The sequence below is a fragment of the Psychrobacter faecalis genome (assembly GCF_016107575.1).
Taxonomy (GTDB): Bacteria; Pseudomonadota; Gammaproteobacteria; order Pseudomonadales; family Moraxellaceae; genus Psychrobacter; species Psychrobacter faecalis.
This window is the reverse complement of sequence record NZ_JABAST010000011.1, coordinates 50,807-76,335: the sequence shown is the minus strand read 5'-3', so window position 1 is coordinate 76,335 and position 25,529 is coordinate 50,807. Positions and strand designations below refer to the sequence as shown.

At 43.0% G+C, this 25,529-nt stretch carries 19 protein-coding genes and 4 tRNA genes; 11 read left to right on the top strand and 12 right to left on the bottom strand.

Features of this window, described 5'->3' with window-relative positions:
* Positions 1 to 490: 490 nt before the first annotated feature.
* From JFC07_RS05540 to JFC07_RS05505, 8 genes are all read right to left on the bottom strand, one after another.
* A tRNA-Thr gene (locus JFC07_RS05540) sits at positions 491 to 565 on the bottom strand.
* Between the two features lie 112 nt (positions 566 to 677).
* Positions 678 to 751: transfer RNA gene (locus JFC07_RS05535), tRNA-Gly, on the bottom strand.
* 85 nt (positions 752 to 836) lie between these two features.
* Positions 837 to 920 (bottom strand) — tRNA-Tyr (locus JFC07_RS05530).
* Between the two features lie 64 nt (positions 921 to 984).
* A tRNA-Thr gene (locus tag JFC07_RS05525) sits at positions 985 to 1,060 on the bottom strand.
* 305 nt (positions 1,061 to 1,365) lie between these two features.
* On the bottom strand, positions 1,366 to 2,385 hold the full coding sequence (locus tag JFC07_RS05520) for an FHA domain-containing protein (protein ID WP_198328527.1): 1,020 nt from the start codon (positions 2,383 to 2,385) through the stop codon (positions 1,366 to 1,368).
* 113 nt (positions 2,386 to 2,498) lie between these two features.
* On the bottom strand, positions 2,499 to 3,353 hold the full coding sequence (locus JFC07_RS05515) for an RsiV family protein (RefSeq protein WP_198328520.1): 855 nt from the start codon (positions 3,351 to 3,353) through the stop codon (positions 2,499 to 2,501).
* A gap of 199 nt (positions 3,354 to 3,552) precedes the next feature.
* Positions 3,553 to 5,148, bottom strand: a complete 1,596-nt coding sequence (locus JFC07_RS05510) for a peptide chain release factor 3 (protein WP_144298043.1) — start codon at positions 5,146 to 5,148, stop codon at positions 3,553 to 3,555.
* Between the two features lie 173 nt (positions 5,149 to 5,321).
* Positions 5,322 to 6,239 (bottom strand): hypothetical protein, encoded by a 918-nt coding sequence (locus JFC07_RS05505; protein WP_198328518.1) that lies wholly within the window; start codon positions 6,237 to 6,239, stop codon positions 5,322 to 5,324.
* Positions 6,240 to 6,559: 320 nt separating this feature from the next.
* Here JFC07_RS05505 and JFC07_RS05500 point away from each other — a divergent pair, with 320 nt between their 5' ends.
* The 4 genes from JFC07_RS05500 to JFC07_RS05485 all read left to right on the top strand — a co-directional run bounded on the left by JFC07_RS05500 (position 6,560) and on the right by JFC07_RS05485 (position 11,601).
* The gene (locus JFC07_RS05500; protein ID WP_068404016.1) at positions 6,560 to 6,973 is read left to right on the top strand and encodes an organic hydroperoxide resistance protein; all 414 of its coding nucleotides are present in this window, start codon (positions 6,560 to 6,562) and stop codon (positions 6,971 to 6,973) included.
* 200 nt (positions 6,974 to 7,173) lie between these two features.
* Entirely contained in the window at positions 7,174 to 10,137 is a 2,964-nt protein-coding gene (gene polA / locus JFC07_RS05495; RefSeq protein ID WP_068404015.1) for a DNA polymerase I, read from the top strand.
* Positions 10,138 to 10,392: 255 nt separating this feature from the next.
* On the top strand, positions 10,393 to 10,878 hold the full coding sequence (locus JFC07_RS05490) for a hypothetical protein (RefSeq protein WP_068404014.1): 486 nt from the start codon (positions 10,393 to 10,395) through the stop codon (positions 10,876 to 10,878).
* Between the two features lie 246 nt (positions 10,879 to 11,124).
* The gene (locus JFC07_RS05485) at positions 11,125 to 11,601 is read left to right on the top strand and encodes a hypothetical protein (RefSeq protein WP_227697956.1); all 477 of its coding nucleotides are present in this window, start codon (positions 11,125 to 11,127) and stop codon (positions 11,599 to 11,601) included.
* Between the two features lie 84 nt (positions 11,602 to 11,685).
* Here JFC07_RS05485 and hemH read toward each other — a convergent pair whose 3' ends face one another.
* A complete protein-coding gene (hemH, locus tag JFC07_RS05480) occupies positions 11,686 to 12,705 on the bottom strand; it encodes a ferrochelatase (protein WP_198328516.1) in 1,020 nt (339 codons plus the stop codon).
* Between the two features lie 554 nt (positions 12,706 to 13,259).
* Here hemH and metX point away from each other — a divergent pair.
* The 4 genes from metX (at position 13,260) to trhO (ending at position 17,557) form a co-directional block, all read left to right on the top strand.
* Positions 13,260 to 14,609 carry a homoserine O-acetyltransferase MetX gene (gene metX, locus JFC07_RS05475; RefSeq protein WP_068404028.1) on the top strand — a complete coding sequence of 450 codons (1,350 nt, stop codon included), beginning with the start codon at positions 13,260 to 13,262 and terminating at the stop codon, positions 14,607 to 14,609.
* Positions 14,606 to 15,223 (top strand): methionine biosynthesis protein MetW, encoded by a 618-nt coding sequence (gene metW / locus JFC07_RS05470; protein ID WP_102076707.1) that lies wholly within the window; start codon positions 14,606 to 14,608, stop codon positions 15,221 to 15,223. The genes metX and metW overlap by 4 nt, the downstream gene beginning before the upstream one ends.
* A 422-nt stretch (positions 15,224 to 15,645) precedes the next feature.
* On the top strand, positions 15,646 to 16,227 hold the full coding sequence (locus tag JFC07_RS05465; protein ID WP_068404007.1) for a tetratricopeptide repeat protein: 582 nt from the start codon (positions 15,646 to 15,648) through the stop codon (positions 16,225 to 16,227).
* Between the two features lie 274 nt (positions 16,228 to 16,501).
* On the top strand, positions 16,502 to 17,557 hold the full coding sequence (gene trhO, locus JFC07_RS05460) for an oxygen-dependent tRNA uridine(34) hydroxylase TrhO (protein ID WP_068404006.1): 1,056 nt from the start codon (positions 16,502 to 16,504) through the stop codon (positions 17,555 to 17,557).
* Between the two features lie 115 nt (positions 17,558 to 17,672).
* On the opposite strand, the gene JFC07_RS05455 is transcribed toward trhO, so the two are convergent.
* Positions 17,673 to 18,206 (bottom strand): DUF488 domain-containing protein, encoded by a 534-nt coding sequence (locus tag JFC07_RS05455; protein WP_198328514.1) that lies wholly within the window; start codon positions 18,204 to 18,206, stop codon positions 17,673 to 17,675.
* Between the two features lie 336 nt (positions 18,207 to 18,542).
* Positions 18,543 to 19,769, bottom strand: coding sequence for a phosphoglycerate dehydrogenase (gene serA / locus JFC07_RS05450; protein WP_068404003.1), 1,227 nt, complete (start codon positions 19,767 to 19,769; stop codon positions 18,543 to 18,545).
* A 395-nt stretch (positions 19,770 to 20,164) separates the two neighbouring features.
* Between serA and JFC07_RS05445 the strand changes: the two genes are divergently transcribed.
* Positions 20,165 to 21,625, top strand: a complete 1,461-nt coding sequence (locus JFC07_RS05445; protein WP_068404001.1) for a D-2-hydroxyglutarate dehydrogenase — start codon at positions 20,165 to 20,167, stop codon at positions 21,623 to 21,625.
* Positions 21,626 to 21,732: 107 nt separating this feature from the next.
* Here the strand turns inward: JFC07_RS05445 and JFC07_RS05440 are convergent, their stop codons facing one another.
* Positions 21,733 to 22,362 carry a BLUF domain-containing protein gene (locus JFC07_RS05440; protein WP_068404000.1) on the bottom strand — a complete coding sequence of 210 codons (630 nt, stop codon included), beginning with the start codon at positions 22,360 to 22,362 and terminating at the stop codon, positions 21,733 to 21,735.
* 738 nt (positions 22,363 to 23,100) lie between these two features.
* On the opposite strand from JFC07_RS05440, the gene JFC07_RS05435 reads away from it, so the two are divergent.
* Entirely contained in the window at positions 23,101 to 24,738 is a 1,638-nt protein-coding gene (locus tag JFC07_RS05435) for a carbon-nitrogen hydrolase family protein (RefSeq protein ID WP_068403999.1), read from the top strand.
* A gap of 117 nt (positions 24,739 to 24,855) precedes the next feature.
* Positions 24,856 to 25,419, top strand: a complete 564-nt coding sequence (locus JFC07_RS05430; RefSeq protein WP_068403998.1) for a protein disulfide oxidoreductase — start codon at positions 24,856 to 24,858, stop codon at positions 25,417 to 25,419.
* The last annotated feature ends 110 nt before the right edge of the window (positions 25,420 to 25,529 follow it).

Genomic DNA, 25,529 nt, shown 5'->3' with positions numbered 1-25,529 from the left:
CGTGTGGCTTGCTGCGTTCAAACTTGGCCTTTGCCATGGGTATTTCCTCTTTATTGATGAATCTTTAACAATCAAAGATCGGTAAATAGCTGTTTGACGGCTCATGATGCGTAATAACCATCAAACCGTTGACGCTATGGTTTAGCTACTAAAATGAATGTATTCAAGATGCTTACTAGCTTAATCACATGTTTATATATGGGCATTATACTTGTTTTTCAATCGCTTGCATATTGTGCTAGTTGCTAGCGCGCATTGACAAAACAGCTTTTTATAGATATTGCTAAAAATTAGATTTATAAACCTACTGACAGCACTAAAAGGCAACACCTTAGTGTCACCTTTAAATGATTAATTGCCACACTCTATTTATAATTTTCAATATTTTATAATTCGATATTGCTACAATATTTTGTAAAATACATTGTCTTGTCGAAATGTGATGCTTTATCAAAATAGTAAAGCATATAGACAAGGCTTGAACAATAAATGGAGCTCATATTGAGAATTGAACTCAAGACCTCTCCCTTACCAAGGGAGTGCTCTACCGCTGAGCTATATGAGCATGCTTTTAAAAACTACAGTAGCCAACCTATGGGTTGTACTAAAAAAAATATCACGATACAGCTAATAACCGACTGTCGTGATGTTTGATAGTTGCTGCGAAGGTGCATATATGGAGCGGGTGGCGGGAATCGAACCCGCGTCATTAGCTTGGAAGGCTAAGGTGTTACCATTATACCACACCCGCATTTACTCTTATATTATTTGACTCTAATTAAGAGTCGTACAAGATAAAGAGTATGCTTGGCGCTAGGACATACTTAAAACAAATATGGTGGTGGGAGAAGGATTCGAACCTTCGAAGCTTTCGCGACAGATTTACAGTCTGTTGGGTTTGACCGCTCCCCAATCCCACCTAGATTGCTTGATATAAATCACTTCAATTGAAAGTAAATTCATAAAAAGCGACTTTGAAAGAGATGGTGCCGACTGCCGGGATCGAACTGGCGACCTACTGATTACAAGTCAGTTGCTCTACCAACTGAGCTAAGTCGGCTTGTTCTCTCAAAGTGGTGGCTATTCTATCAAATATTTTGCTAGACGCAAGCCCTTTTTCATTTTTTTTAGCTTTATTTTCATAAAAGCTGTCAAACACTTGATTGTATTGCTATTTTTTCTAACTTAAATTTGCCGCTATTTTTAAAGCTAAATTGATGAGACATCCTTTAAAGTATAAGCTGCCCGCCTTTATTGCATGGCTTTATAAAAATTGCATAGTTTTTTATGAAATTCATCATTTTTATAAGCGAGCAACTGCTTTATTTCTTTTAGAATGCCGTTTAGTTTATAAAGATAGAACTCTTACATGCTGCCTTTATTAAACAACCATAGCGCGAGGCCAATGATTAAAATAGCAATAAATACCCAGATAAACCAGCCACCACTCGGTTTTTTCTCGGCTTGTCCCGCATTGGCAGGATTATTAAGCGCTTGATCCATGGCATTATTACCTGATGTACCAAGGTCGCGCGGCTGACCCAAATTGGCCGTGCCCGAAAACTGGGCGGTAGCAGCTTGCTTAGCACGTAGGACATCGGGATCCGCCTCTTCTTGCAAGGTGGTCGTCGTGGTCTTATCATGCGCTGCAGCATCGCTGTCATATTGAGCCTGACGAACCGCACTCGGTGCTGGTTCTTCTACAACCGGTGTGCTAGTTGAAGTTGATGGTTCATTATTATCAGCTACTGACAATACCTCATCGATTCCAGTTTCCTTGATGACTGGCTCTTTAGCAATAGGTTCGTTGATTATAGGCTCGTTAATTACAGGCTCTGCAGCAACAGTTTCTTTAACGATGGGTTCTTGAATACTAGTTTCTTCAATTGTTGGCTTTTTATCTGCTGCTTCGCTAACGACTGGCGCTATAACGGTAGATTCAGCGGCTGGTATCGATTCAGTAGACGTAACAGCGTTCGTGCTTAATACTGGCTCATCTGACACAACTGGAGCAGCTTGTTCATTGTCCAAGGTCGCAGCAACAGGCGCAATTACCTGAAAGTTAAAGCTTGCAAAGCCTAGCGTATCATTGGCATTAAGGCGCTGAGATTTATTGCCCTCAATCCGCTGCTCATTGATAAAAGTGCCGTTCGATGACTCTAAGTCCTTAACGTATAGCTCCCCATTTAACACGCTCAAGACAGCGTGATTGCGCGACACTTGCTTGCTGCCGAGTACCACGTCATTATCGCTACCGCGCCCAACAGACAGGCTGTCACTGACGCTCAAGGTCAGATCGCCTAGTGCTTCGGTCAGGGCATTAAGTTGCCAAGTTGCATCCTCTGTCGTCACAGGTGTATGGGCATTTTCTGTATGGTTTGTCATGGTATCACTCCTTATTTTTATAAAATATTCAATGGCTATTTTTATCTAATAACTTTCTATAAATGGCTGTTCTTATACAATTATCTTCATACTGGCTAAAATTATTGTTGATATTATTTAGCTATAAAGCGAGGTTTTATAATGCCGCTAAGCTTGTTGTAAGGAATACTCAGTACGGGCATTCCGTATGCGTAGGGGCCGATAGAATAATGCTGATAACGAATATCAATCCCTTTATCAGTCAAGGTTGCGTTCTCACTTAAGGTAAATGGCCAGTTTTTCTCATAGCTTGCCGCATCTTCATCGACCGTTTTCACCCAATCTTTATAAGCATCATAAGCTAAAGCTTTAAATTTTGATTTTTTGTTGGGCTGTAGCATATCTGCTAACTGAATTTGTTTCTCAGTTTTTTGGTCAAATATCAAATACTCGCTATATGGCATACCATGAGCGCCACCAGTGAAGACATAAGAGTTTATTTCAAACAGCTCAAAATCATTCACATGACCCAAGTATTCAGGCGTCACCATTAAGTTATAGACGAAAATGCTGTCTTGCGGTAAGTCGGCAAACTGCGCGCTAACAAAACCGTCGATGGCAGCTTTGACCTCGGCTGGGCTACTTTTCTTGGTGATGGGCGCGGACTCCGTTGGCTTACTATTGACCACTAAATTATCAATACGCGCATTGGCAAGCTTATTTATCCAAGCATGATTGGTCTTAAGGTACTTCACTTCAATATCTGGGCAATTATCACGCGCCGTACATTTTTCCTGTATTTTTTTAGGCAATTCATATTCTAAATATTCGCTATGACTAATCAAGCTACCCGCCTGCGCTGATAGGCTTAAAGCCCCAAGTAATAAGCCACTACTTAGCAACGTAACCAGACGTCCCACGCTGTGCTGAGATGGAAATCGTTTAGTAAATCTTGAGTTATTGTTATGAATGTCAGTTGTAGATTTCATATAGACTCTTTCACGTACAAATAAGGTTTATTGATATTCTACCGTAACTATTGCGCCCTATTGTAGGCGCACTGTTTGTGTTTTTGAGTACTTAATGTTGAGGCGGGCACTTATATTTGACTGCGACAAAATTTTTCGTAATAAAAAAGACACGATAGCGTGTCTTTTAAAGGTAAGAATAAGAATTCATAAGCTAATTTTAATGCTCGCGCGTATTGCTAAAAGTAATCTCAGGATAGCGGTCTTGCATCAGCTGCAAGTTCACCCGAGATGGCGCAAGATAGGTCAAATAGCCACCACCATCTATTGATAATTGGTCATGGGCTTTTTTCTTAAACTTCGCCAGCGCCACTTCATCATCACAATGAATCCAGCGTACGGTCGCAATCGATACCGGCTCAAAGATACATTGCACTTTATATTCTTCTTTTAGACGGTGGGCGACCACTTCAAACTGTAGGACACCGACCGCTCCTAAGATTAAATCGTTATTAATCTGCGGCATAAAGACCTGCGTTGCGCCCTCTTCGCTTAACTGCTGTAAACCTTTTTGCAGCGCTTTTGATTTAAGCGGGTCTTTTAGCACCACACGGCGGAACAATTCAGGAGCAAAGTGCGGAATACCAGTAAAGTTTAATTCTTCGCCTTCGGTAAAGCTGTCACCGATAGAAATGGTTCCGTGGTTATGTAAGCCAATGATATCACCCGGGTAGGCTTCTTCTAACGCTTCACGGTCACCTGCAAGGAAAGTCAAAGCATCGGCAATACGCACGTCTTTACCCAAGCGCACGTGCTTCATTTTCATGCCTTTTTCATATTTACCAGAGCACACGCGCAAAAAAGCAATGCGGTCACGGTGACGCGGATCCATATTGGCCTGAATCTTAAACACAAAACCGCTAAATTCGGTTTCGGTTGCGGCGACTTCGCGCTCATTGGTCGGATGCGATTTTGGCGGCGGTGCATATTTAATCAAGGTATCAAGTACCATGTTGACGCCAAAGTTACCCAGTGCCGTCCCGAACAATACAGGCGTCATCTCACCTTTTAAAAACGCCTCGACTTCAAAGTCTTCGAGTGCCATTTGTACCAGCTCAAGCGATTCTTCAAAAGAATCAAACATCAGCTTGCCCAAGCGCTCACGGATATCAGGATAATCGTAGCCTTCGCGCGTTTCAGAGACTGTCATCTCACCGCCATGACCCTTTTCATATAGGTAAGTTTTGTTTTCGGTTAGATGATAAACACCAACGAAATCTTGCCCCATACCAATCGGCCACGTGACCGGAATACATTTAATCTTTAATACTGCTTCGATTTCGCTGAGTAGCTCAAGCGGCTCGCGAATCTGACGGTCAAGTTTATTAACAAATGAGATGATGGGCGTATCACGCATTCGGCAAACTTCCATCAGCTTGATGGTCCGCTCTTCGACACCTTTTGCGCCATCGACCATCATTAGCGCACTGTCTACCGCGGTCAGAGTACGATACGTATCTTCACTAAAGTCGGCATGACCCGGGGTGTCTAGCAGGTTGACCATATGGTCTTTATAAGGAAACTGCATGACCGAGGTGGTAATCGAGATACCGCGCTCCTGCTCCATACTCATCCAATCAGATGTCGCATGACGGTCAGTTTTGCGGCCTTTTACTTCACCAACCACCTGAATCGCCTGCCCCCATAGCAGCAGCTTTTCGGTCATGGTGGTCTTACCCGCATCGGGATGCGAGATAATGGCAAAGGTGCGGCGTTTGGCGACTTCTTTGCTTAATTTCTTTGGATCTACGCTCATAATTTCGGCTTCAACGGTTGTGTGATTTAGAAATCACGCTAAATAAATAGGATAAATAATGGGCGTATTGTAGCGGATTTAGCGTTTGCTTGCAGAATTAGCGCATAAAAAAACACTCTCTAATGAACAAATAGAGAGTGATGATATTTTTTATCCTTAGGTATTTCTAAACGTTAATAGTAGCGCTTGATTTCTCTTTCTAAAAAGTCAGCGGCGACATCATTGACAATCGTGCAATCGACCACACCGCGAAAGATGTTGGTATTTGGATTGCTACTACCTTTGGCCACATAATCCGCTTCATAAATATCTTTACTATATTCAACCCCGTTATACTGATAAGCTGGTTGGTCTTTATATTCAAAAAACATCACTTGCGCCGCTTTTTGCTTATTATTGATACCAACGCCAAACCTTGAGGTACTATAATCTCTATCATCATTAAAACGTGCTTCGGCTGCCGCAACCCATTTATCAAGCGACGAGTATCCTGTGTTGTCTTTTTCGTTAAAAGCTAAAAATTTACGCTCGCTGCTGACGACGGGAATATAGCAAACCGAGCCTGCTGGAAAGGCTAAATTGGTTGGCAGTTTAGAATAGTGACTTAAGCCCGTCTTAATGCCGCGACTATTGCTTAGCGGAACGCCTGCACGGTAATCATCGGCTTTCACACCTGACAAGTCCAAGGTTTTATAAGTGGTTTGATAATTGAACTTGTTATTGCTGTTTTTTTCATAAATAGGCCGTTTGACCGTGCGGCCACTGACTTCAATATTTTTGTGTTCCAATCGTCCTTCGAACTTATCGGCTAGTACCGTTTTGTCTAAAGTATTTAAACTTTGATTGCTGTAGTTATTGACAAGATTTCTGGTTTTAATCTCATAATTACCGGTACGGTAGGTTTCATCGATGCGCGCAATCGCAGTCGCATTGGCTTTACTGTCATAGCTATCGGCAAATCTGCTCAGCGTTATATTATTGCTACTGCCTACGCCAAAAAACACGTCCTCTTCTTCGCAGCCGCTGAGCGCAAGTGCCATTAGAGAGACGATACTTGGTAATAAAATCCATTTATTTAGCGAGGCATTCATTAAACAATGTCCTTATGATTAAACTCTTTTTAGCTAATTTGGTTACTGTAATATGTTAGTAAAATACTTTTTGTGATTAGTTTACATTAATAGTATCGTTATTTATATATCAAAATCCTACTATTATGGTTTTAGAAAACTCCGATTAGACATTTTAGCAAGTTACCATTTCTAAACTTGCGCGATACGTTCAACGTTGCTCACTGTGCTAATCTAAGGAGTTACTATGTAAAATCGCTTTTTAAGTAAGATCACATGTAAGGAAGGTCACATAGTAGATAAATCATTTAATTATAAAAACCAACAACAAAGGATATGTTATGAAAACATTGTATTCTACACAAGCTACCGTTACTGGCGGCCGTACGGGTAATGCGAGCCTAAAAGATAGTGATTTGACCATTAACATGGTCGCACCGGGTTCTGGTAAAGACGGTAACAATCCAGAGCAGTTATTTGCTATGGGTTATGCTGCTTGTTTTGATGGCGCACTGGCAGCGGTCAAAGGTGAAGAAAAAGCAAAATTTGACTCGACTACCGAAGTATCAGTAGATTTAATGAAAGGCGAAGGTTTGGACTTTAAATTAGCCGTAAAGATTCACGTAATCGGTGAAAATACAGAACTATCGGCCGATGAATTTCAAAAACTGGTCGAAAAAGCCAATAAAGTCTGCCCATATTCGAAAGCCACCCATGGCAATATCGATAGTGAAGTGACGTCAGAAGTAAAATAACTCTTAGAAAGAATATTAATTAGTCAGAAGAAAACTGATAAAAGAACTCAGCTGGTCTGGGTTCTTTTTTTATTGGCTATCGTTTTGAGTCGTACACATCTTAACTCTTAAGCCATTCGGCACGCGACGCTTTTATCGTTATAATGGGTTATCTTTTTTCTCATTTTTGATTATACCTAATAAATAATAAGTGACTTTCTATGACCGACAACGATCACAACTCGCACTCGCCCATTAATCCCAATACGCTACCAAACTTTGCCACCATGCCCAATGTGGCAACGATGGATACCAGCCATGTGAACAAAGAGCAGCCGCCCTTTATCTTGGTCGACGGCTCTTATTATTTATTTCGCACCTATCATGCCTTGCCAAAGACTATGCAAAACTCTCAAGGGCTGGTCACTAACGCCATACGTGGGACGTTAAATGCGTTATTAAAGCTCATGCGTCGTTATCATCCAACCCATATGGCAGTCTGCTTTGACACCAAATCACCGACTTTTCGTCATGCCATGTCAGAAGAATATAAAGCCAATCGACCAAAAATGGATGTCGAGCTTGCCGAGCAGATTCCTTATATTCATAGTTTGGTGGTGGCGCTAGGGATTCCATTATTACGTATCGAAGGCGCGGAAGCCGACGATATTATTGGCACTCTAGCCCATCGCGCCGTTGCCGAAGGTCATCACGTCGTTATCTCGACCGGTGATAAAGATATGATGCAGCTGATTAATGACTGCGTGATATTAGAAGACAGCTTTACCGGTAAAGTCACTGATAGCGCAGGCGTAGTGGAAAAATTTGGCATTAATCCTGAGCAAATGATTGACTTTTTAACGCTGATGGGCGACTCCTCTGATGGCATTAAAGGCGTACCCGGTATCGGTAAAAAAACCGCCAAAGACCTGCTTAACGAATACGGCAACATTGATAACATGCTCAAAAACGTCGCCAATATCAAAGGACGCGCTGGCAAAAATCTGGTCGAATATGCCGACGACATTCCCTTTAATGCGCAATTAGCAACCATCGTCACTGATTTAGAAATTGGTCAAGATTGGCGAGATTTAAAAATCAATACCGACCCGTGCGCCCATATCGATGAGCTACGCGCACTCTATAGCGAGCTTGAATTTAGAAATGAGTTGGCATCACTCGACCATCCCAATCATCCCGCCAATGCTAATGGGAATGGCGCACAAAGCGTTGCCGACAGTCAAGCGGATGCCGAATCGCAAGCGCAAATCGCCAAATCTCTACAATCAAGTGTTATCGATAATATCAAAGATAGTAAAAGTCATGATAAAGCGTGGCACACGGTTTTAGATGCGCCTGCTTTTGATAGCTTGGTTACATTATTAGAATCTGCACCGCATTTTGTCATTGATACCGAAACCACCAGCGTTTATTGGCGTCAGGCTGAATTGGTTGGCTTGTCTTTTGCGGTAAAAGCTCACGAAGCTTATTACGTGCCGCTAGCTCATCTAGAAGGCGATGAGCTGATTACCAAACAGCTTGACCGCGATATGGTGTTGACGCGCTTAAAACCCATCTTAGAAAATCCAAACATTGGTAAAATCGGTCAACATTTAAAATATGATGCCCATATTCTTAGCTTTTATGATATCGATTTATTAGGCAGTATTCATGACAAACCTAATAATTGGGCGATGGATACCATGCTTGCCAGTTATGTAATTAACGCGGCCGCTACTCGCCACGGTATGGATGATTTGGCACGCCATTATTTGCATACGCAAACTATCAGCTTTGAAGACGTTGCTGGTAAAGGCGCTAAGCAAGTGTGTTTTGACCAAGTTACCATTGATTTGGCCAGCGATTATGCCTGTGAAGATGCCGACATTACCTATCAGCTGTTTGATTTATTTAGCGAAAAACTGGCGGCAGATAAAAACAATGCCAAGCTGCTACACGAGTTAGAGATTCCAACTGCGGAAATACTCTGCCAAATGGAAGCAAATGGCATTTTAATCAAGCGCCCATTCTTAAACGAGCTATCGCAACGTTTCGACGAAGAAATCATTGCACTTGAAAAACGCGCTTATGAAGTCGCTGGTGAAGCATTTAATCTTGGCTCACCAAAACAGCTCGGTGAGATGCTGTTTGAAAAGCTAGGCGTTGCGGGCGGTAAAAAAACCAAGTCAGGTCAATACTCGACTGGCGAAGCGGTATTGTCAAAGATTGACCACCCGTTGGTTGAAATCGTCCTTGAATATCGCGGTTTATCGAAGCTTAAAAGCACTTATACCGATGCCCTTGATAATGTCGCAGATGCCAAGACTGACCGCGTGCATACTAGCTACCATCAAGCACTGACCAGTACTGGGCGTTTATCTTCAACCGATCCTAACTTACAAAACATTCCTATTCGTACCGCGACCGGTCGCCTGATTCGCCAAGCGTTTATTGCCCCAGAAGGTCGCGTGATTTTAGCTGCGGATTATTCACAAATCGAGCTACGTCTGATGGCGCATTTCTCAGGCGATGTCAATTTAACGCGCGCCTTCAACGAAGGCTTAGATATTCACACGGCAACCGCTGCTGAAGTCTTAGGCAAAGCCGTTGAAGAGGTCAGCGCCACTGAGCGCCGCAATGCTAAAGCCATTAACTTTGGTCTGCTCTATGGTATGAGCGCTTTTGGTCTGGCCAAGCAGCTACAGATGAGCCGCGGCGAGGCGCAAGATTATATCGATATGTATTTTGAGCGTTATCCAAGCGTCAAAGACTATATGATTAATACCCGTGCCAGCGCTTATGAAAAAGGTTATGTTGAGACAATATTAGGCCGTAAGCTTTATACGCCTGATATCAATCATAGCAATCGTATGGTCAAGCAAGGCGCTGAACGGGCGGCGATTAACGCCCCACTGCAAGGCTCAGCGGCGGATTTAATCAAGCTTGCAATGATAGCGGTCGATAAAGTATTGCCAAAAGAGCACGCAAAAATGCTGCTGCAAGTCCATGATGAGCTGGTGTTTGAAGTCGATAGCGATAAGGTCGATAGCATTCGTCAGCTGATTACCGACGCTATGCAGGATGTGTTGACCACAACGGCTGTTGCAAAAGGCTGGCATGTGAACTTTGCCGTACCGTTATTGGTTGAAACCGATATTGGTAGTAATTGGGACGAAGCGCATTAATGACTTAAATAAAATAAAAGCTTAAACGATAGCGTTTATCATTACTCATAGCCGTAAGCTTTTCTTAGCAGTATAATAAGTCTACGTTAGACGGTTTTTTACCTGTTAATGCTTTAAATATTGGTTTTTACGCGGTAATTTACGATATAAAGTGAGCCTTCGCGCTCGCTTTTTTGTTTTTAAAGCTAGGAGCGTTCCATTTTACATTCAGATAGCATCATCGAAATCCCTGGTAATATTATCCTGTTAGTCTGTATGCTACGTTGCACGCAGTATGTGATACAAAGCCGCAGCAAACCAAGCAGCTACTTTTGGCTAGCCTCTGTGTTGGTGTTCTTTGAAGTGATTCGTCGTGAATTAAACTACTTACCAGAGCTCTTTATTCCTAGTGATTTCTCACTCCTCACCCATTCTTATGATTGGTGGGAAGATAACGTACTTGCCATTATTTTACTTGTCATCATTGGCTTGCTCGCCTATTCATGGCGTTACCTTTGGGCGGTATTAAAAGATATTAATATCAGCCTGTATATTGCAGTCGCTGTATTGGCGGTCTTACAATATATGGGCGAAAATGCCATTGTTATCCCCGAAAGTATCGGAGAAATGGTCGAAGAGGTTTCCGAGACGATCATTTATACGATTGCCTTGATTTACTTGTGGCGGTTTAAACTTGGCGATTTTGAAAATTATATTTTACATCAGCCAAATCAACACGAACCGTGCAATGCCAATTACTAGGTTAATTATTCTAAGTTAACTGTCTAAAATAGTTTTGAGAAAAATAATGAACGCTAAAACCTTTTTATGGCTGCCTACTTAACTCGTACTGGCAGCCATTCTTTATCTATCCTTACATTTTTTGCACATCCTGTGACACCTCACTACTATTAGTTGCAATTATAACGCGGCACACTGATAAGCATAATTTTGATAATTATAAACAACCCGTTTAATCGTAATTATAACTATAATGAGGACATAACCATGGACAATTCAAAAACCCCATTACCAGAAGAGATGGATCATATCGAAGGCGATAGCAGCATTGATGATAATGAAGGCGATAGCAGCATTGATGATAATGAAGGCGATAGCAGCATTGATGATAATGAAGGCGATAGCAGCATTGATGATAATGAAGGCGATAGCAGCATTGATGATAATGAAGGCGATAGCAGCATTGATGATAATGAAGACGGTAGCCAAGAGATTGATTTAAACAATCCTATGCTACATACGTTTGACGACGACGATGTCATCGATAATAGCGCAGGATTTAATAATTCTGAAGTCGGCACGGATGCCACCCAAGGACTGACCCCGATACATCGCCAAAATATCGATGAAGCTCGGATTGATGAGGTGTTGGTTGAAGACAATTTAGACGATAAAGATTATCCTGACATCGTCGATATTGCTGACAGAGATGCGGCTAAAGTTTCTAATGATGATAATTTTTAGACATTATGTACTGATAAAATGGAAATTCATTTAGAAAAAAATACCGAACATTATGTCCGGTATTTTTTTGACTTAAGAAAACCATTAAACCCAGCCATCGAGTGTACCAGCCCAGCCTTTAACCAACGGCAAACTGAGTGCTTCAAGCAAATCAATATGCGCCTCATCTAGGTTTAATGCTGGAATATAATGATACTCTTGCCCGCCTGCATTTAAGAAATTATCACGGTTTTCGATTGCCAATTCTTCCAGTGTTTCTAAGCAATCAGCAGAGAATGCCGGACTAACCACTTGTACCGAACGCACCCCAGATTTGCCCCAATCTTCTAATACCACATCGGTATACGGCTTGACCCATTCTTGCTTACCAAAGCGTGACTGAAAGCTGATAATCCACTCGTCATCTTGCAGACCAAGTTCGTGCGCCACTTGCGCAGCGGTACATTTACAGCGTTTTGGGTACGGATCGCCTTTATCAGCATAAGGCTGCGGAATCCCGTGAAAGCTAAACATCAGCTTTTCAGGCTTGCCATGCTCGGCTTGAAAGCGGCGAATCGAGTTGGCCAATGCTTGAATATACAGCGGATGCGCAAAGTAATCTTTGACAATGCTATAGTTTGGCAAGTTGCGCTGCTTTAGCGTCCATTTGGTCAAGGCATCATAGACTGCACCACCAGACGAGGCAGAATACTGCGGAAATAACGGCAAGATAACAAAATGGTCAACCCCCTCGCTTTTTAGTGTATCCATCACGTCAGGCAAACCCGGATTGCCATAGCTCATCGCTGCATGTACAGAAACACGAAATGGCGCCACGCTATTTGCCAAGCGCGGCTCGAGCAGCTCAACTTGGCTGTTTAATATTTTGCGAATGGGCGAATCGCCTTCCCAAATACTGGCATAAGCCTTTGCTACACGTTTTGGGCGACTTGGTAGGACAAACAGATTTAAAATAATCGCCCACAAGAATTGAGGGATTTCAATCACGCGCGGGTCGGACAAAAACTGTTTTAGATAACGACGGACGGCGGGCGCGGTCGGCTCATCTGGCGTACCTAGGTTGACTAGTAAAACGGCAATACGGGGCGGCAATTGAGGTTTCATAAGGGCATTATCTATTCTTGGATTATGTTATTGTGAAGTTATAAGCTTTGATCAGCTAAAAGGAATTTCAAAACTCATATATTTTAGCCATTTATTTAGCAATAGGACTATTAAGCTTTAATTAATCACCCTTGGCAATTATCAAAATATACTAAGCAGACGATAGTCAATCACATACCAAATTATGGTTAAATAAAAAGGCTGATACTTATCATCAGTGTAGCATTTTATCCACCAAAAACGCAGGGCAAAACACATGCGGTTTAGGATTGCGACACCGTTAATACCTCAGCTACTGATACTTTGCCTGAAAGACTGCCTATCAAGGTTGTACTCCTAGGCGCATCGCCATACAATAGACAAGCTTATAATAAGAAAGTAGTTGGACCCCTTATTGTCGCGATTCTAGGTTTGTTTTATTTATAACCGTTTTTTATCCATAACCATTGTTTTATCCATAACTGTAACTGTTGTTTTGTGAGGTAGCTTTGAGCGCACGTTCTGATAGTACCAGTGAACATTCCACCAACCATTCTGCTAATGCGACCGATTCTATCGATTCGGTAGGCTCAGTTGGCCTCGTCACGCCGCAGACTTTTCATTTCGCTGAGCCATTGACCTTGGAGTGCAATCGCACCCTACCTTCATTCGATTTAATATTTGAAACTTATGGCACGCTCAATAGCGACAAATCAAACGCTATCCTTATATGCCACGCCCTATCAGGTAGCCATCATGCGGCAGGCTTCCATAGTGACGACGATAAAAAAGCGGGCTGGTGGGACAATATGATAGGCCCTAATAAAGCCATCGATACCAATCAGTTTTTTGTGGTTTGCGTCAATAATATCGGCAGCTGCTTTGGCTCTACTGGTCCGACCACCATCAATCCAGACAGTGTAAGCGATGAGGGTAAAGCGCAGGTTTATGGCCCCGACTTCCCCCTTGTCACTATCAAAGACTGGGTAAAAACCCAAGCCATGCTCTCAGACCGCTTGGGTATTGAGGTTTGGCATGCCATTGTCGGTGGCTCGATGGGCGGCATGCAGGCTATGCAATGGTCGGTCGATTATCCAGAACGCTTAAAACGCTGCGTGGTCATAGCCAGTACGCCAAAGCTTTCTGCGCAAAACATCGCCTTTAACGAAGTCGCGCGGCAATCCATTCTCTCTGACCCTGATTTTAAAGACGGGCGTTACTTACAGGCGGGTACTTATCCTCGGCGCGGGCTTATTCTTGCTCGCATGGTCGGTCATATCACCTACTTGACCGATGATGCGATGAAGGCAAAGTTTGGTCGTGATTTAAAGTCTGGCAAATTTATGTATGGCTATGATGTCGAATTTCAGGTCGAGAGCTATTTGCGCTATCAAGGCGAACGCTTTAGCGAAAACTTCGATGCCAATACTTATTTGCTGATGACCAAAGCATTAGATTATTTTGACCCGACGCGTGATTATCCGTCAGCGGTAGACTCATCAATACAATCATCGGCAGAGCTAGAAACCTCCCTCGCCGCAGCAGTAAAAGCCGATTCTACTGAGAAAGAGCTTGAGAAAACGGTAAACAGTAGCGCGGATATTGCTACTGCTGACAATGCTGATAACGTTAATGTAGCCAATGCAAAAGAGCTGAACGCGCTAAAAGCTGCCTTTGCTCATACAAAGTGCCAATATTTGGTGGTGTCATTTACCACCGACTGGCGTTTTGCGCCCGAGCGCTCACAAGAGATTGTCGACGCACTGATGGCAACTGGCAAACCAGTCAGCTATATCAATGTCGACGCCCCGCACGGTCATGATTCGTTTTTATTCGATATTCCACGTTATATGGGTGCGGTTAAAGGCTTTTTGACCGCGCCATTTATTGCCAATCGTTTGAAAGCCAAAGGAGCACGCTCATGAGAATGGATCATCAATTGGCTGAGCGTTGGATAGCGCCGCACTCGCATGTGCTGGATTTAGGCTGCGGTAACGGCGAGCTGCTCGCGCATTTACAGCAAAATCTAGGCGTCACCGGTTATGGACTTGAGATTGATGAAGATAAAATCAATGAAGCCATCACTAAAGGCTTATCCATCGTCGAGCAAGACCTCAATGATGGCTTGAGTCGTTTTGCCGATAATAGCTTTGATACCGTGGTTATGGCGCGCGCCCTGCAAGCGGTAAAAGCGCCCGATATATTGCTGCTCGATATGCTACGCGTTGCCCGTGAAGCCGTGATTACCTTTCCTAACTTTGCCCATTGGCAAAACCGCCTGCATTTAGGCTTAAAGGGGCTGATGCCGGTTTCAGAAGCGCTCCCTTATGAGTGGTATAACACTCCAAACATTCACTTGTGTACCTTTAAAGACTTTGAGCAGCTGTGCGCGCAGCATGATATTCATATCATTAATCGCTTTGCGGTCAGTGACTCTGAAAAAGGCCATAAGCCGCTGATGACCGCATTAATCAGACAAGCACCCAATCTGCTCGCAGACGTCGCTATTTATCGGGTCACCAAACAAAAACCTGCTTAATAGTGAGGTTTACGCACGGGTTATTAACGAAAATTTAAATAAAAAAGTAATAATGTTAACCTTAATAGAATGTTAATTTATTCTTACGCTTAAGTAACTCTATGATTTTATTGAGGACCGCGAGGTATAAGTAGGCTTTAAATCGTGTAATTAGTATTTGAGTTTCGTAAGTTTGGGTGTTAAGCTAGCGAAATAGTGTCAGTCATACCCCATATACGACCGTTTATCGGATTTTTTAACCGTTTATCGGCTCTATTTGAGGTAACGACCACTAAATATATAAATGTTATTGCTAATGATTAGGTAAGAAGGTAGCGCAAAATTTCACCTAATTGTTATCGCCGCCTAACTGTCTCAAGCGAGACCATTTTAGCGGTGCAACTTTTTCTTTTGCTTATTAACTGCCTAATTTTGGAGCTGCTATGAAATTATTAAAAGCTGCGTTGTTTACTGCCTTGTTTTCTTGTGCGGGCCTTGCCAACGCTGAGTTAATATCAAACGTGCCACTTGATACCTCACGTTTCGAGCTAATGCCTATCAGTGAGCTGTCTGCCAGCGCTGCCCAAGGTAATAACCACGCCCAGTTTTACTTAGCCAAGCGTTTGCAAAAAGGTGAAGGCGTCGCCCAAAACACCCAGCAAGCTATCCAGTGGTATACCAAGGCCGCTCAGCAAGGCGTCGCCCCTGCTCAGTTGAATCTTGCTATCATGTACTTGCGCGGTGAAGGCGTTCAACCTAACTTGCAACAAGCGCGTCTATGGTTAGAAAAAGCCGCGATGCGCGGTGATAACCGTGCCAGCTATACGCTTGCCCTGCTCGATGAAAAGCAAAAAAATCTGGTCGATGCTTATAAATGGTACGACTTGGCTGCCCGTGATGGCATGCTGGATGAAAAAGTCCGCAATAAAGCACGCGGTAAAATCGGTCAATTGGCATTAAACTTATCAAGTGCTGATATCGCTAGCGCGCGTAGCAAAGCCGATACTTGGTTCCAAAGTAAGTAAGTTGTAATTTAGACTTTACACAGTAAATATAAAAAAGCTCAGTATCATACTGGGCTTTTTATTTGCCATTTTTATGATCTGTCATATTTCGATGAAATTATAGGAGGATAAAACCTCCAAAACCTTTTTAAAATTTGTTAAACTACGCCCGCATTAGCCAATTCCACAACCACGCTAGTGTTATGAATCTTACCAATTCATTTTAACAGTGAATTTTAAAAAGCACCTTAAGCCCAATGCACTAGGTTTGCGACCTAGCCAGCAGGAGAAACACATGAGTACCTCACAAACGACTGACGTACAAGCGTCAACTCACGCCAACGAATACGATAGCGTCACCAATAATATTGTCGTTGCCGCCCTCTATAAGTTCACCCGCTTTACCGATTTTGAGCAATATCGTGAGCCCATTTTAAATACCATGTTAGAGAATGACGTCAAAGGCACGTTATTAATCGCGAGCGAAGGTATTAACGGCACGATTTCTGGTAGCCGCCAAGGAATTGATAATGTCTTAGAATATCTGCGCAGTATCGAAGCCATCGGCAGCTTTACTTTTAAAGAGTCGTATACCGATGCCCAGCCTTTTTATCGCACCAAGGTGAAGCTCAAAAAAGAAATCGTCACCATGGGCGTGGAGAATATCGATCCATTACAGTCGGTCGGTCGCTACGTGAAGCCAAGTGAATGGAATGCGCTTATCTCAGACCCTGAGGTTATTTTGATTGATACACGTAACGATTATGAAGTTCAAATCGGTACTTTTCAAAACGCGGTTAATCCAAATACCGAAACCTTCCGCGAGTTCCCAGAGTATGTGGCAAAAGAGCTCGATCCTGCGAAACATAAAAAAGTCGCCATGTTCTGTACCGGCGGCATCCGCTGTGAGAAATCGACAGCCTTTATGCGTGAGCAAGGTTTTGAAGAGGTGTATCATTTAGAAGGTGGGATTTTAAAATATTTAGAAGAAATTCCAGCCAGCGAGTCCATGTGGCAAGGCGATTGCTTCGTCTTTGACAACCGTGTCTCGGTCAATCACAATTTAGAGAAAGGCAACTACGAGCAATGTTTTGCTTGCCGCATGCCAATTACTCAAGATGATATGCAAAGCGCTGCCTATATCAAAGGCGAATCGTGCCCGCACTGTATCGATAAAGCAACCGAAGAGCAAAAAGCGCGTTTTCGTGAGCGCGAGCACCAAATGCAGTTGGCAAAAAAACGTGGTGAAGCGCATATTGGTAGCGATGTGATCGATGTGATTGAAAAGCGCAAAGCAGCTAAGATTGAAGCTCGCCGTCAAGCGGAAACCGCCAATAAAGCCAAAGCTTAATAAGCTAAATCAACCAAAGCTTAACTGCATTAAGGTTTATTAAATAAGTCTTGTTAAATAAGAGCTATAAAAAAGAGGCCAACAGCGTCTCTTTTTTTTATAGCTCTTATTTATATTATACCGCTGGATAAATTACTTGGCCTTGACCCTTTAGCTCAGCCCCGGGTGTTGGCTTGGCAACATCCAAGCGACCAACGCCCATAATATGCTCTACCCTATGGCCTCGCAGCAGTAAATAGTCGGTAATGATACGCCGATGGCAACGCCACCATACTGCTTCAGAACACATAAGGGTAAGGCGCTGTTTTTTCCCGAGTTGAATAAGTTGATCGAGAGCGGCTTGAAAAGTATCACTTAACGCATAATCCGCGTAGTTATGAAAAGCCTGCACATGCCATAGATCATTAATGTGTTCATCGACCTGCTTTTGCTTCGGACGTCGCCCGCCAAGGTCGGCGCAGTGCTGATAACTGATGCCAACTTGACTGAGTGCTTTTGGAAAAGTATCGATATTAAAGACAGGATTGGTACGAGAACGCGGAAAGCTGCGCACATCGATGAGCAGTTCGATATCGGCTGCTTGAAGCATTTTAATCAGCTCTTCAAGACTACGGGTGGAATGTCCAATCGTATAAAATATGGTGGTCATGGGTTAAGCCGTGATAAAGTTGTCGTTTTACAATTTATTGTTGTCGTCTTATTTTGCATGGTTTTGTCTTAAATGGTTCAATGGTTGTACTCATTCAATATTACCCAGCCTCAACCTGCTCACTCATTAGGACTTTTGTAGGACTATCGTGGTTGAAGGTCGCTAACGCAGCAAAATCAAGCAAAGCAAACCAAATCAAATCTCTACTACTTATAACGATACCCAACATAAAAAAATAGCAGACAACCACCAAGGTCATCTGCTATTTCATTTAACTTACTTTAAGACGTTAAACGTATCTTTATACCGTCAGTCTTAAGCGTTATGAATAATCTATTAAAATAAGATACGTACGCGAATGGTTTCTTCGACGTCTTTTAGCTGATCTAGAGCAGCACGTGAATCGTTATAATCCACATCCATCACCAGATAGCCAACGTCACCTTCGGTCATGAGGCTCTGCGCTAAAATATTGATATGCGCTTCAGCAAACAGACGGTTGATCTGTGACAATACGCCTGGGACGTTTTTGTGGATATGCAGCAGACGATGCGTGCCTTCTTTAAACGGTACAGAAACCTCTGGGAAGTTCACCGCAGTTGCGGTATCACCTTGGTCAGAGTAACGAACAAACTTATCGGCAACTTCAAGACCGATATTTGCTTGCGCTTCTTGGGTTGAACCACCGATATGCGGCGTCAAGATAACGTTATCGAATTTACGTAGTGGTGATTCAAACTCTTCATCAGCAGATTTTGGCTCTTTCGGGAACACGTCAATCGCTGCGCCCAAGATTTTACCTGACTCAAGGGCTGCTGCCAAATCATCAATCTCAACACAGGTGCCGCGAGCGGCGTTGATAAAGTAGCTACCATCTTTCATATGCGCAAACTGCTCAGCTTTCATCATGTAGCGCGTGCTTGGCACATCAGGTACATGCAAAGTGACGATATCAGCGGTTGATAATAGCTCTTCTAAGCTACCAACTTGTACAGCGTTACCCAGTGGCAATTTGGTCACAACATCGTGATAGATGACTTTCATACCAAAGCTTTCCGCCAATACCGACAATTGCGAGCCGATAGAGCCGTAACCCACGATACCGATGGTTTTGCCACGCACTTCATGCGAGTTGGTCGCAGACTTGCCCCAACCACCGCGATGGACGGTGGCATTTTTTTCAGGGATACCGCGATATAGCATGATGGCTTCGGCAAGTACCAGCTCAGCGACCGAGCGGGTGTTCGAATATGGCGCGTTAAAGACAGGAATACCCAAATCACGAGCGGCGTCCAAGTCGACTTGGTTGGTACCGATACAAAAACAGCCAATACCGATCAGCTTGTGGGCGTGCTCAAGCACTTCACGCGTCAGCTGCGTGCGCGAGCGAATACCGATAAAGTGAGCATCTTTAATCTTTTCGATCAGCTCATCTTGATCTAGGGCGTGACTGATATTCTCGATGTTATGGTAACCAGCCCCTTCCAATACTTTTAACGCATTGTCATGTAGACCTTCAAGCAATAAAAACCGGATCTTGTCTTTTTGTAGTGATAACGCCATGTGAGAACTGTCCTATAATTGTCTTATAAAAATCATCAGTGGGATAAGTCTGATGGATGAAACGAAAACAGTCTGGATATCTTACACAAAATTTGGCAGCGATGTTAGCAGATTAGATGAATTATTGCTTATCAAGCCTGAAAACTTTTTATGCTATAGTGAATCATGGTATATAAAACTTATAACCAAACCTTATTAAACTGTTTTTTAACGATTTAAGCGAGACAGATGGGCGTATGACAGCATCTCTATCTATCATTGCGCTACGCGCTCGCTTATACTTATCTAAACCTACTTATTTATATAAACACAGTTAGCACCGCTGGGTTATATCCATTTAGCGATATAATAATCCCTTTTATGCATAGCGCTTGCGTTTCTACCGAGATTTGACCATGACTTCTTTAGCTAGCCAAAGCAATACTACCACTCAAAATGATTCTCAAACCACTACCACTGCTATCCAAAATATCTTAAGCAGCTTGCTCGATGTCCATCAGTTTGACCCCAGCCAAATCAAAACTGATAGCGAGAGCCTCGAGCATTGGGGCAAAGACTGGACCAAGCATTTTGCGCCTGCTGCTGCTGCTATCGTCTTTCCGAAGACTACTGAGCAAGTACAAGCGATTGTCCTCCTTGCCAATGAGCACAATGTGGTCTTAACCCCAAGTGGCGGTCGTACCGGTTTGTCAGCTGGTGCCGTCGCCGCCAATGGCGAGATTGTCGTCAGTATGGATAAGATGAATCATATTGGACAGTTTTATCCTGCTGACCGCATGGTTGAGATTGAAGCGGGGGTGGTCACTGAGCAGCTGCAACAATTCGCCGAATCAAAAGAGCTTTACTACCCTGTCGATTTTGCCTCAGCAGGTTCCAGTCAAATTGGCGGTAATATCGGCACCAATGCTGGCGGTATTAAAGTGATTCGTTATGGCATGACCCGTCAATGGATTATGGGATTGACTGTCGTCACTGGAAAAGGTGATATCTTGCAGCTTAATCGCGGTATGGTAAAAAACGCCACCGGTTATGATTTACGCCAATTATTTATCGGTAGCGAAGGTACGCTTGGTCTAGTCACTCATGCCCAAATCAAGCTTGAGCGTCAGCCCCAAGACTTAAACGTCATGGTCTTAGGCATGGACAGCTTTACTGATGTGATGAATGTGCTATCGGCTTTTCAAGCGAAAATTGATTTGACGGCGTTTGAGTTCTTTGACGATGTCGCCATTGATAAGCTTATGGCGCATGGTCAAGTACAAGAGCCTTTTGAATCGCGCACCAAATTTTATACCCTGCTAGAGTTTGAAGCGCCGTATGAGCCTATCATGGACAAAGCCATGGCAATATTCGAGGAGTGCATGGAACAAGGTTGGGTCGTCGATGGGGTGATGAGTCAGAGTCTGGCGCAAGCAGAAGAGCTGTGGAAGCTGCGCGAATATATCTCTGAAACCATCTCAGTATTCACGCCTTATAAGAATGATGTCTCGGTACTTATCAGCTATGTACCTGAATTTATCGCCGAGATTGATCATATCGTCAGTAGCAACTACCCTGACTTTGAGGTCTGTTGGTTCGGTCATATCGGTGATGGTAACTTGCATCTTAATATCTTAAAGCCTGAAAACATGAGTAAAGATGACTTTTTTAGCGAATGTCAAATCGTCAATAAATACGTGTTTGAAACGGTGCAAAAATACGGTGGTTCAGTTTCTGCAGAACATGGCGTTGGTATGACCAAAAAGCCCTATCTGAATTATAGCCGTAGCGAGACTGAGATTGAATATTTACGCGAAGTCAAAAAAGTATTTGATCCCAATAATATTATGAACCGTGGTAAGATTTTTGATATGTAATTGCTTCAATTTATTATTATTGCAATAAGTTTGATGACATAAAAAGTGACGCTAAATATCAAATTTTAGCGTCATTTTTATATTATTGTTTAGCACCATAGCCCAGCTTATAAATATAGCAGCGCCAAACCGATGACCAACAGTACACTTAAAAACCCTTGCACCACTAAAAAAGCTTGATGCGGGGCGGCGATGTGGCGCACCATATTACCAAGCGCGTTATAGGTAATGCCGGCTGCTTTAATATGAGGCGGAGTGTCAAAGGTTTTGATAATTTGCAAAAACTGTTCGGTACGCTCAGCTGACCAACCGTGCGGCGCAAAGGGTAGATACGGCGACAATTGCGCTGCTTGTTTTTTGGTGGCAGGTGACCAAAGCCAACGCTCCAAAAACAGCAAACGCATGCGCCAGTCTGAAAAATCACGCTGTGTAATCACTTGTAATACGAGCACTTGCACGTCTTTATGGCGCTTATCGGCAAAAATGCGCTGCGTCAGCGCCGCCACTTTGGCTTTTTCACCCTCCATACATTGCAAAAAATGCCCATTGCCATAACATAACGTACCTGTGATACCGTGCTGCTCGTTATAATCACGCGCATGAGCTTCTACCTCATCAAATATTGCTGCATTTAACCGTGAAGCAAGCGTCAAGCTACTGACATACACCAACTGTATCAATGCAGTATCTGCTATTTCATCTAATTTGCTAAAGGCATTAGCATGAGTTAGGGGCATAATAAAAATCCTAAAAGGTCACCATTGAAGGCAACCGAAAAAATACGCCATCTAAAATGACGTGTAAAAAAATAAAAATATTACGGATAGTAAAGATGGTGCCTCACGAAAACTGAGCAATAAAATATGGTAATAAGACCTAGTAATAAAATCGGGCAACAAAAACCTAGCAAATAATTACGCCGCTTGTCTGTGATTGTTTATGGGAGTTGCTATCATAACCAGCGCAAAGAGAAACGTGATAATAAGCGTCATTTGCGCCATAAAGGGCTAGGGCATGTCCTCAATTCAATCGATAGTCCTCTAAATGGGCTAAAAATTAAGTTACCCGCAGAGAGTATTTAAAATAAAGACAAAACACAGTGGTAAAATGCACCCTTGCAAACTTGCTAAATCGCCTCATTAAAACAAATAATGACAAAGGCAGAATTTATAACTTTTGCGTATAACTCATTGTAAATGCAAAGATAAATGATTGTAACGTTTAAATAAGCCTATTGATATGCTTTTCTCGACATTATGGTCTAAAAAGTCGTAGAAAAATCTGGGCGCTGGCGTTTATTTTTAGCAATTGCATCTATGCGAAAACACCTTTTACGTGCTTTTCTTACGATTTTTAATAGCCAGTTTTTTATAAAAACCTTATTTATAGCTGCCCTTTTTAGCAAGATTTTTAGCAAAAAAATATTAATATCGATTTATTAAGACCGATTTACAGAGACGACAGACAGGAACATTATGAGCAAAATTGAAAAATTAGATGACTTTCACCTAACCATCGCTGAGATTAAGAAAAAAGACTACCCGCAGCTTAAAGCCTTGATGGATCGCGTTTATGTCAACTTGGGCGGAGCATGGTCAAAAAACACCATTCATGCTTTGATTGATGCCTTTCCCGAAGGGCAGATTGCGCTATTTGACCACGATGAGCTGATTGGCATCGTGCTCTCTATGCGCGTCGATTACAACAAGTTCTCTAACCCGCATACTTATGATGACTTAATCGGTCATAAAGAAATCATCAGAGACAACCCTGAAGGCGACGCGATTTATGGGCTAGATGCATTAATCGACCCTGAATATCGTGGTTACCGCTTAGGTCGTAGGCTCTATGATGCGCGTAAAGAGCTGTGCCGTCAGTTAAACTTCCGCGCTATTTTAGCCGGTGGTCGTATTCCCAATTATCATAATCATCAGGATTTGACCCCGGGCGAGTATATTGAGGCTGTAGAAGCGCGTGAGATTCATGACCCAGCACTGTCGTTTCAGTTATCCAATGGCTTTATTGTTAAACGTATTTTGACCGCGTATTTGCCAGATGATGCGCAGTCAAAAGGCTTTGCGACGTTGCTTGAATGGGCAAATATCTATTATGAGCCGCAAGATTATAAGCCGAATACCCGTAAATCTGAGGTGCGTATCGGCGGTATTCAGTGGCAAATGCGTGAAGTTGAGTCACCTGAAGAGCTGTTGCAACAAGTTGAGTTTTTCGTCGATATCATGGCCGACTACAACTCTGACTTTGCTTGTTTGCCAGAATTCTTTAACGCGCCATTGATGGGACTGTGTGAATCGACTGATCAAAACGTCGCGATTCGCTTTTTGGCCGGTTATACCGAATGGTTTAAAAACGAGATTTCGCATTTGGCAGTCAGTTATAACGTCAATGTCATCACCGGTTCCATGCCGTTTTTGGACGACGATGATACTTTATATAACGTCAGTTATTTGTGCCGCCGTGACGGTACGGTCGAAGAGCAGCGTAAAATCCACATTACCCCGCATGAGCGTAGCGCGTGGGTGATTGAAGGGGGCGATGAGGTCAAAGTATTTGACACTGATGCTGGTCGTATCGGTATCTTGGTTTGCTATGATATTGAGTTCCCAGAGCTTGCGCGTTTGATGGCGCTTGATGACATGGATATTTTGTTCGTCCCATTTTGGACAGATACCCAAAACGGCTACCTGCGCGTACGCCACTGTGCCCAAGCACGGGCGATCGAAAACGAATGTTATGTGATGATTTGCGGTTCGGTCGGTAACTTGCCGCAGGTTGAAAGCTTGGACATTCAATATGCGCAGTCGTCTATTTTCTCACCTTCGGATTTTGCGTTCCCGCATGATGCGATTATGGCAGAAACAACGGCCAATACTGAGATGGTATTTTTCTCTGACGTGAACTTAGACAAGCTTATTCACGTTCGTAATGAAGGCTCGGTACATAATTTACTTGACCGCCGTGATGATTTGTTTAGCTTAAAGTGGAAAAGAAAAGCCAAAGTGCCAGCGAGTAAATTATCAGATGCTGAGCGCCGTGAAAACTCAGGTAGCGTGCTTATCGGTGACCCATTGCAAGACCGCGCGAAAAAACCTTAAGCGCTTATATTAAAAGACAAGCATTAAACATAACAATCTAAAAATTATAATAAGACGGCTGACCATTCAGCCGTTTATTTTTATCTATTAACATTTAAGCGCAAAAAAGCAGCCATTATGACCACTGATTCTAATCTCAATATTACAAAAACCCCTGAGACGCCAAAAAAAACGCCCAAGCAAAAGCTATTGTCTGTTGCTAAAAATTTGCTTATATATGGTTTGGCATTTACGATCATTTATATGGCGATTAACTGGTGGCGCCAACCGGTCATGCCAGCCAATCCGCAATTGCAACTAACCGACTATCAAGGGCAAAGCGTTGATTTGGCAGCGATGAGTCGGGATAAGCCAACGCTGGTATACTTTTGGGGAACGTGGTGTCCGGTTTGTCGGGTAACCTCGCCAACGATAGATAAGCTTGCGGCGGCGAATAATTATCCTGTGGTAACGATTGCGATTAAATCCGGTTCTGACCAAGAGTTGCATAGCTACCTTGCCGAACACAATTACCGCTTTACCACTATCAATGACCAAGAAGGTGAGATATTTGCTGATTGGCAAGGCCAAGTAACGCCGTCTTATGTGGTTTTGAAAGATGGCGAGATGACGCAAGGCTTGACCGGTATTCAGCCGCTTTGGTCGCTCAAATTGCGTTTGTGGTTATCAGAAGTTTTTTAACCCTTGGTCAATAGTATAAAATCTAATAAATGGTCAATTAAGGGGTCTAGACCTATGCTTTAATAGATGGCGCATTGCTGCTATAAGTCATTGCTTTTGGCTAAAAATAG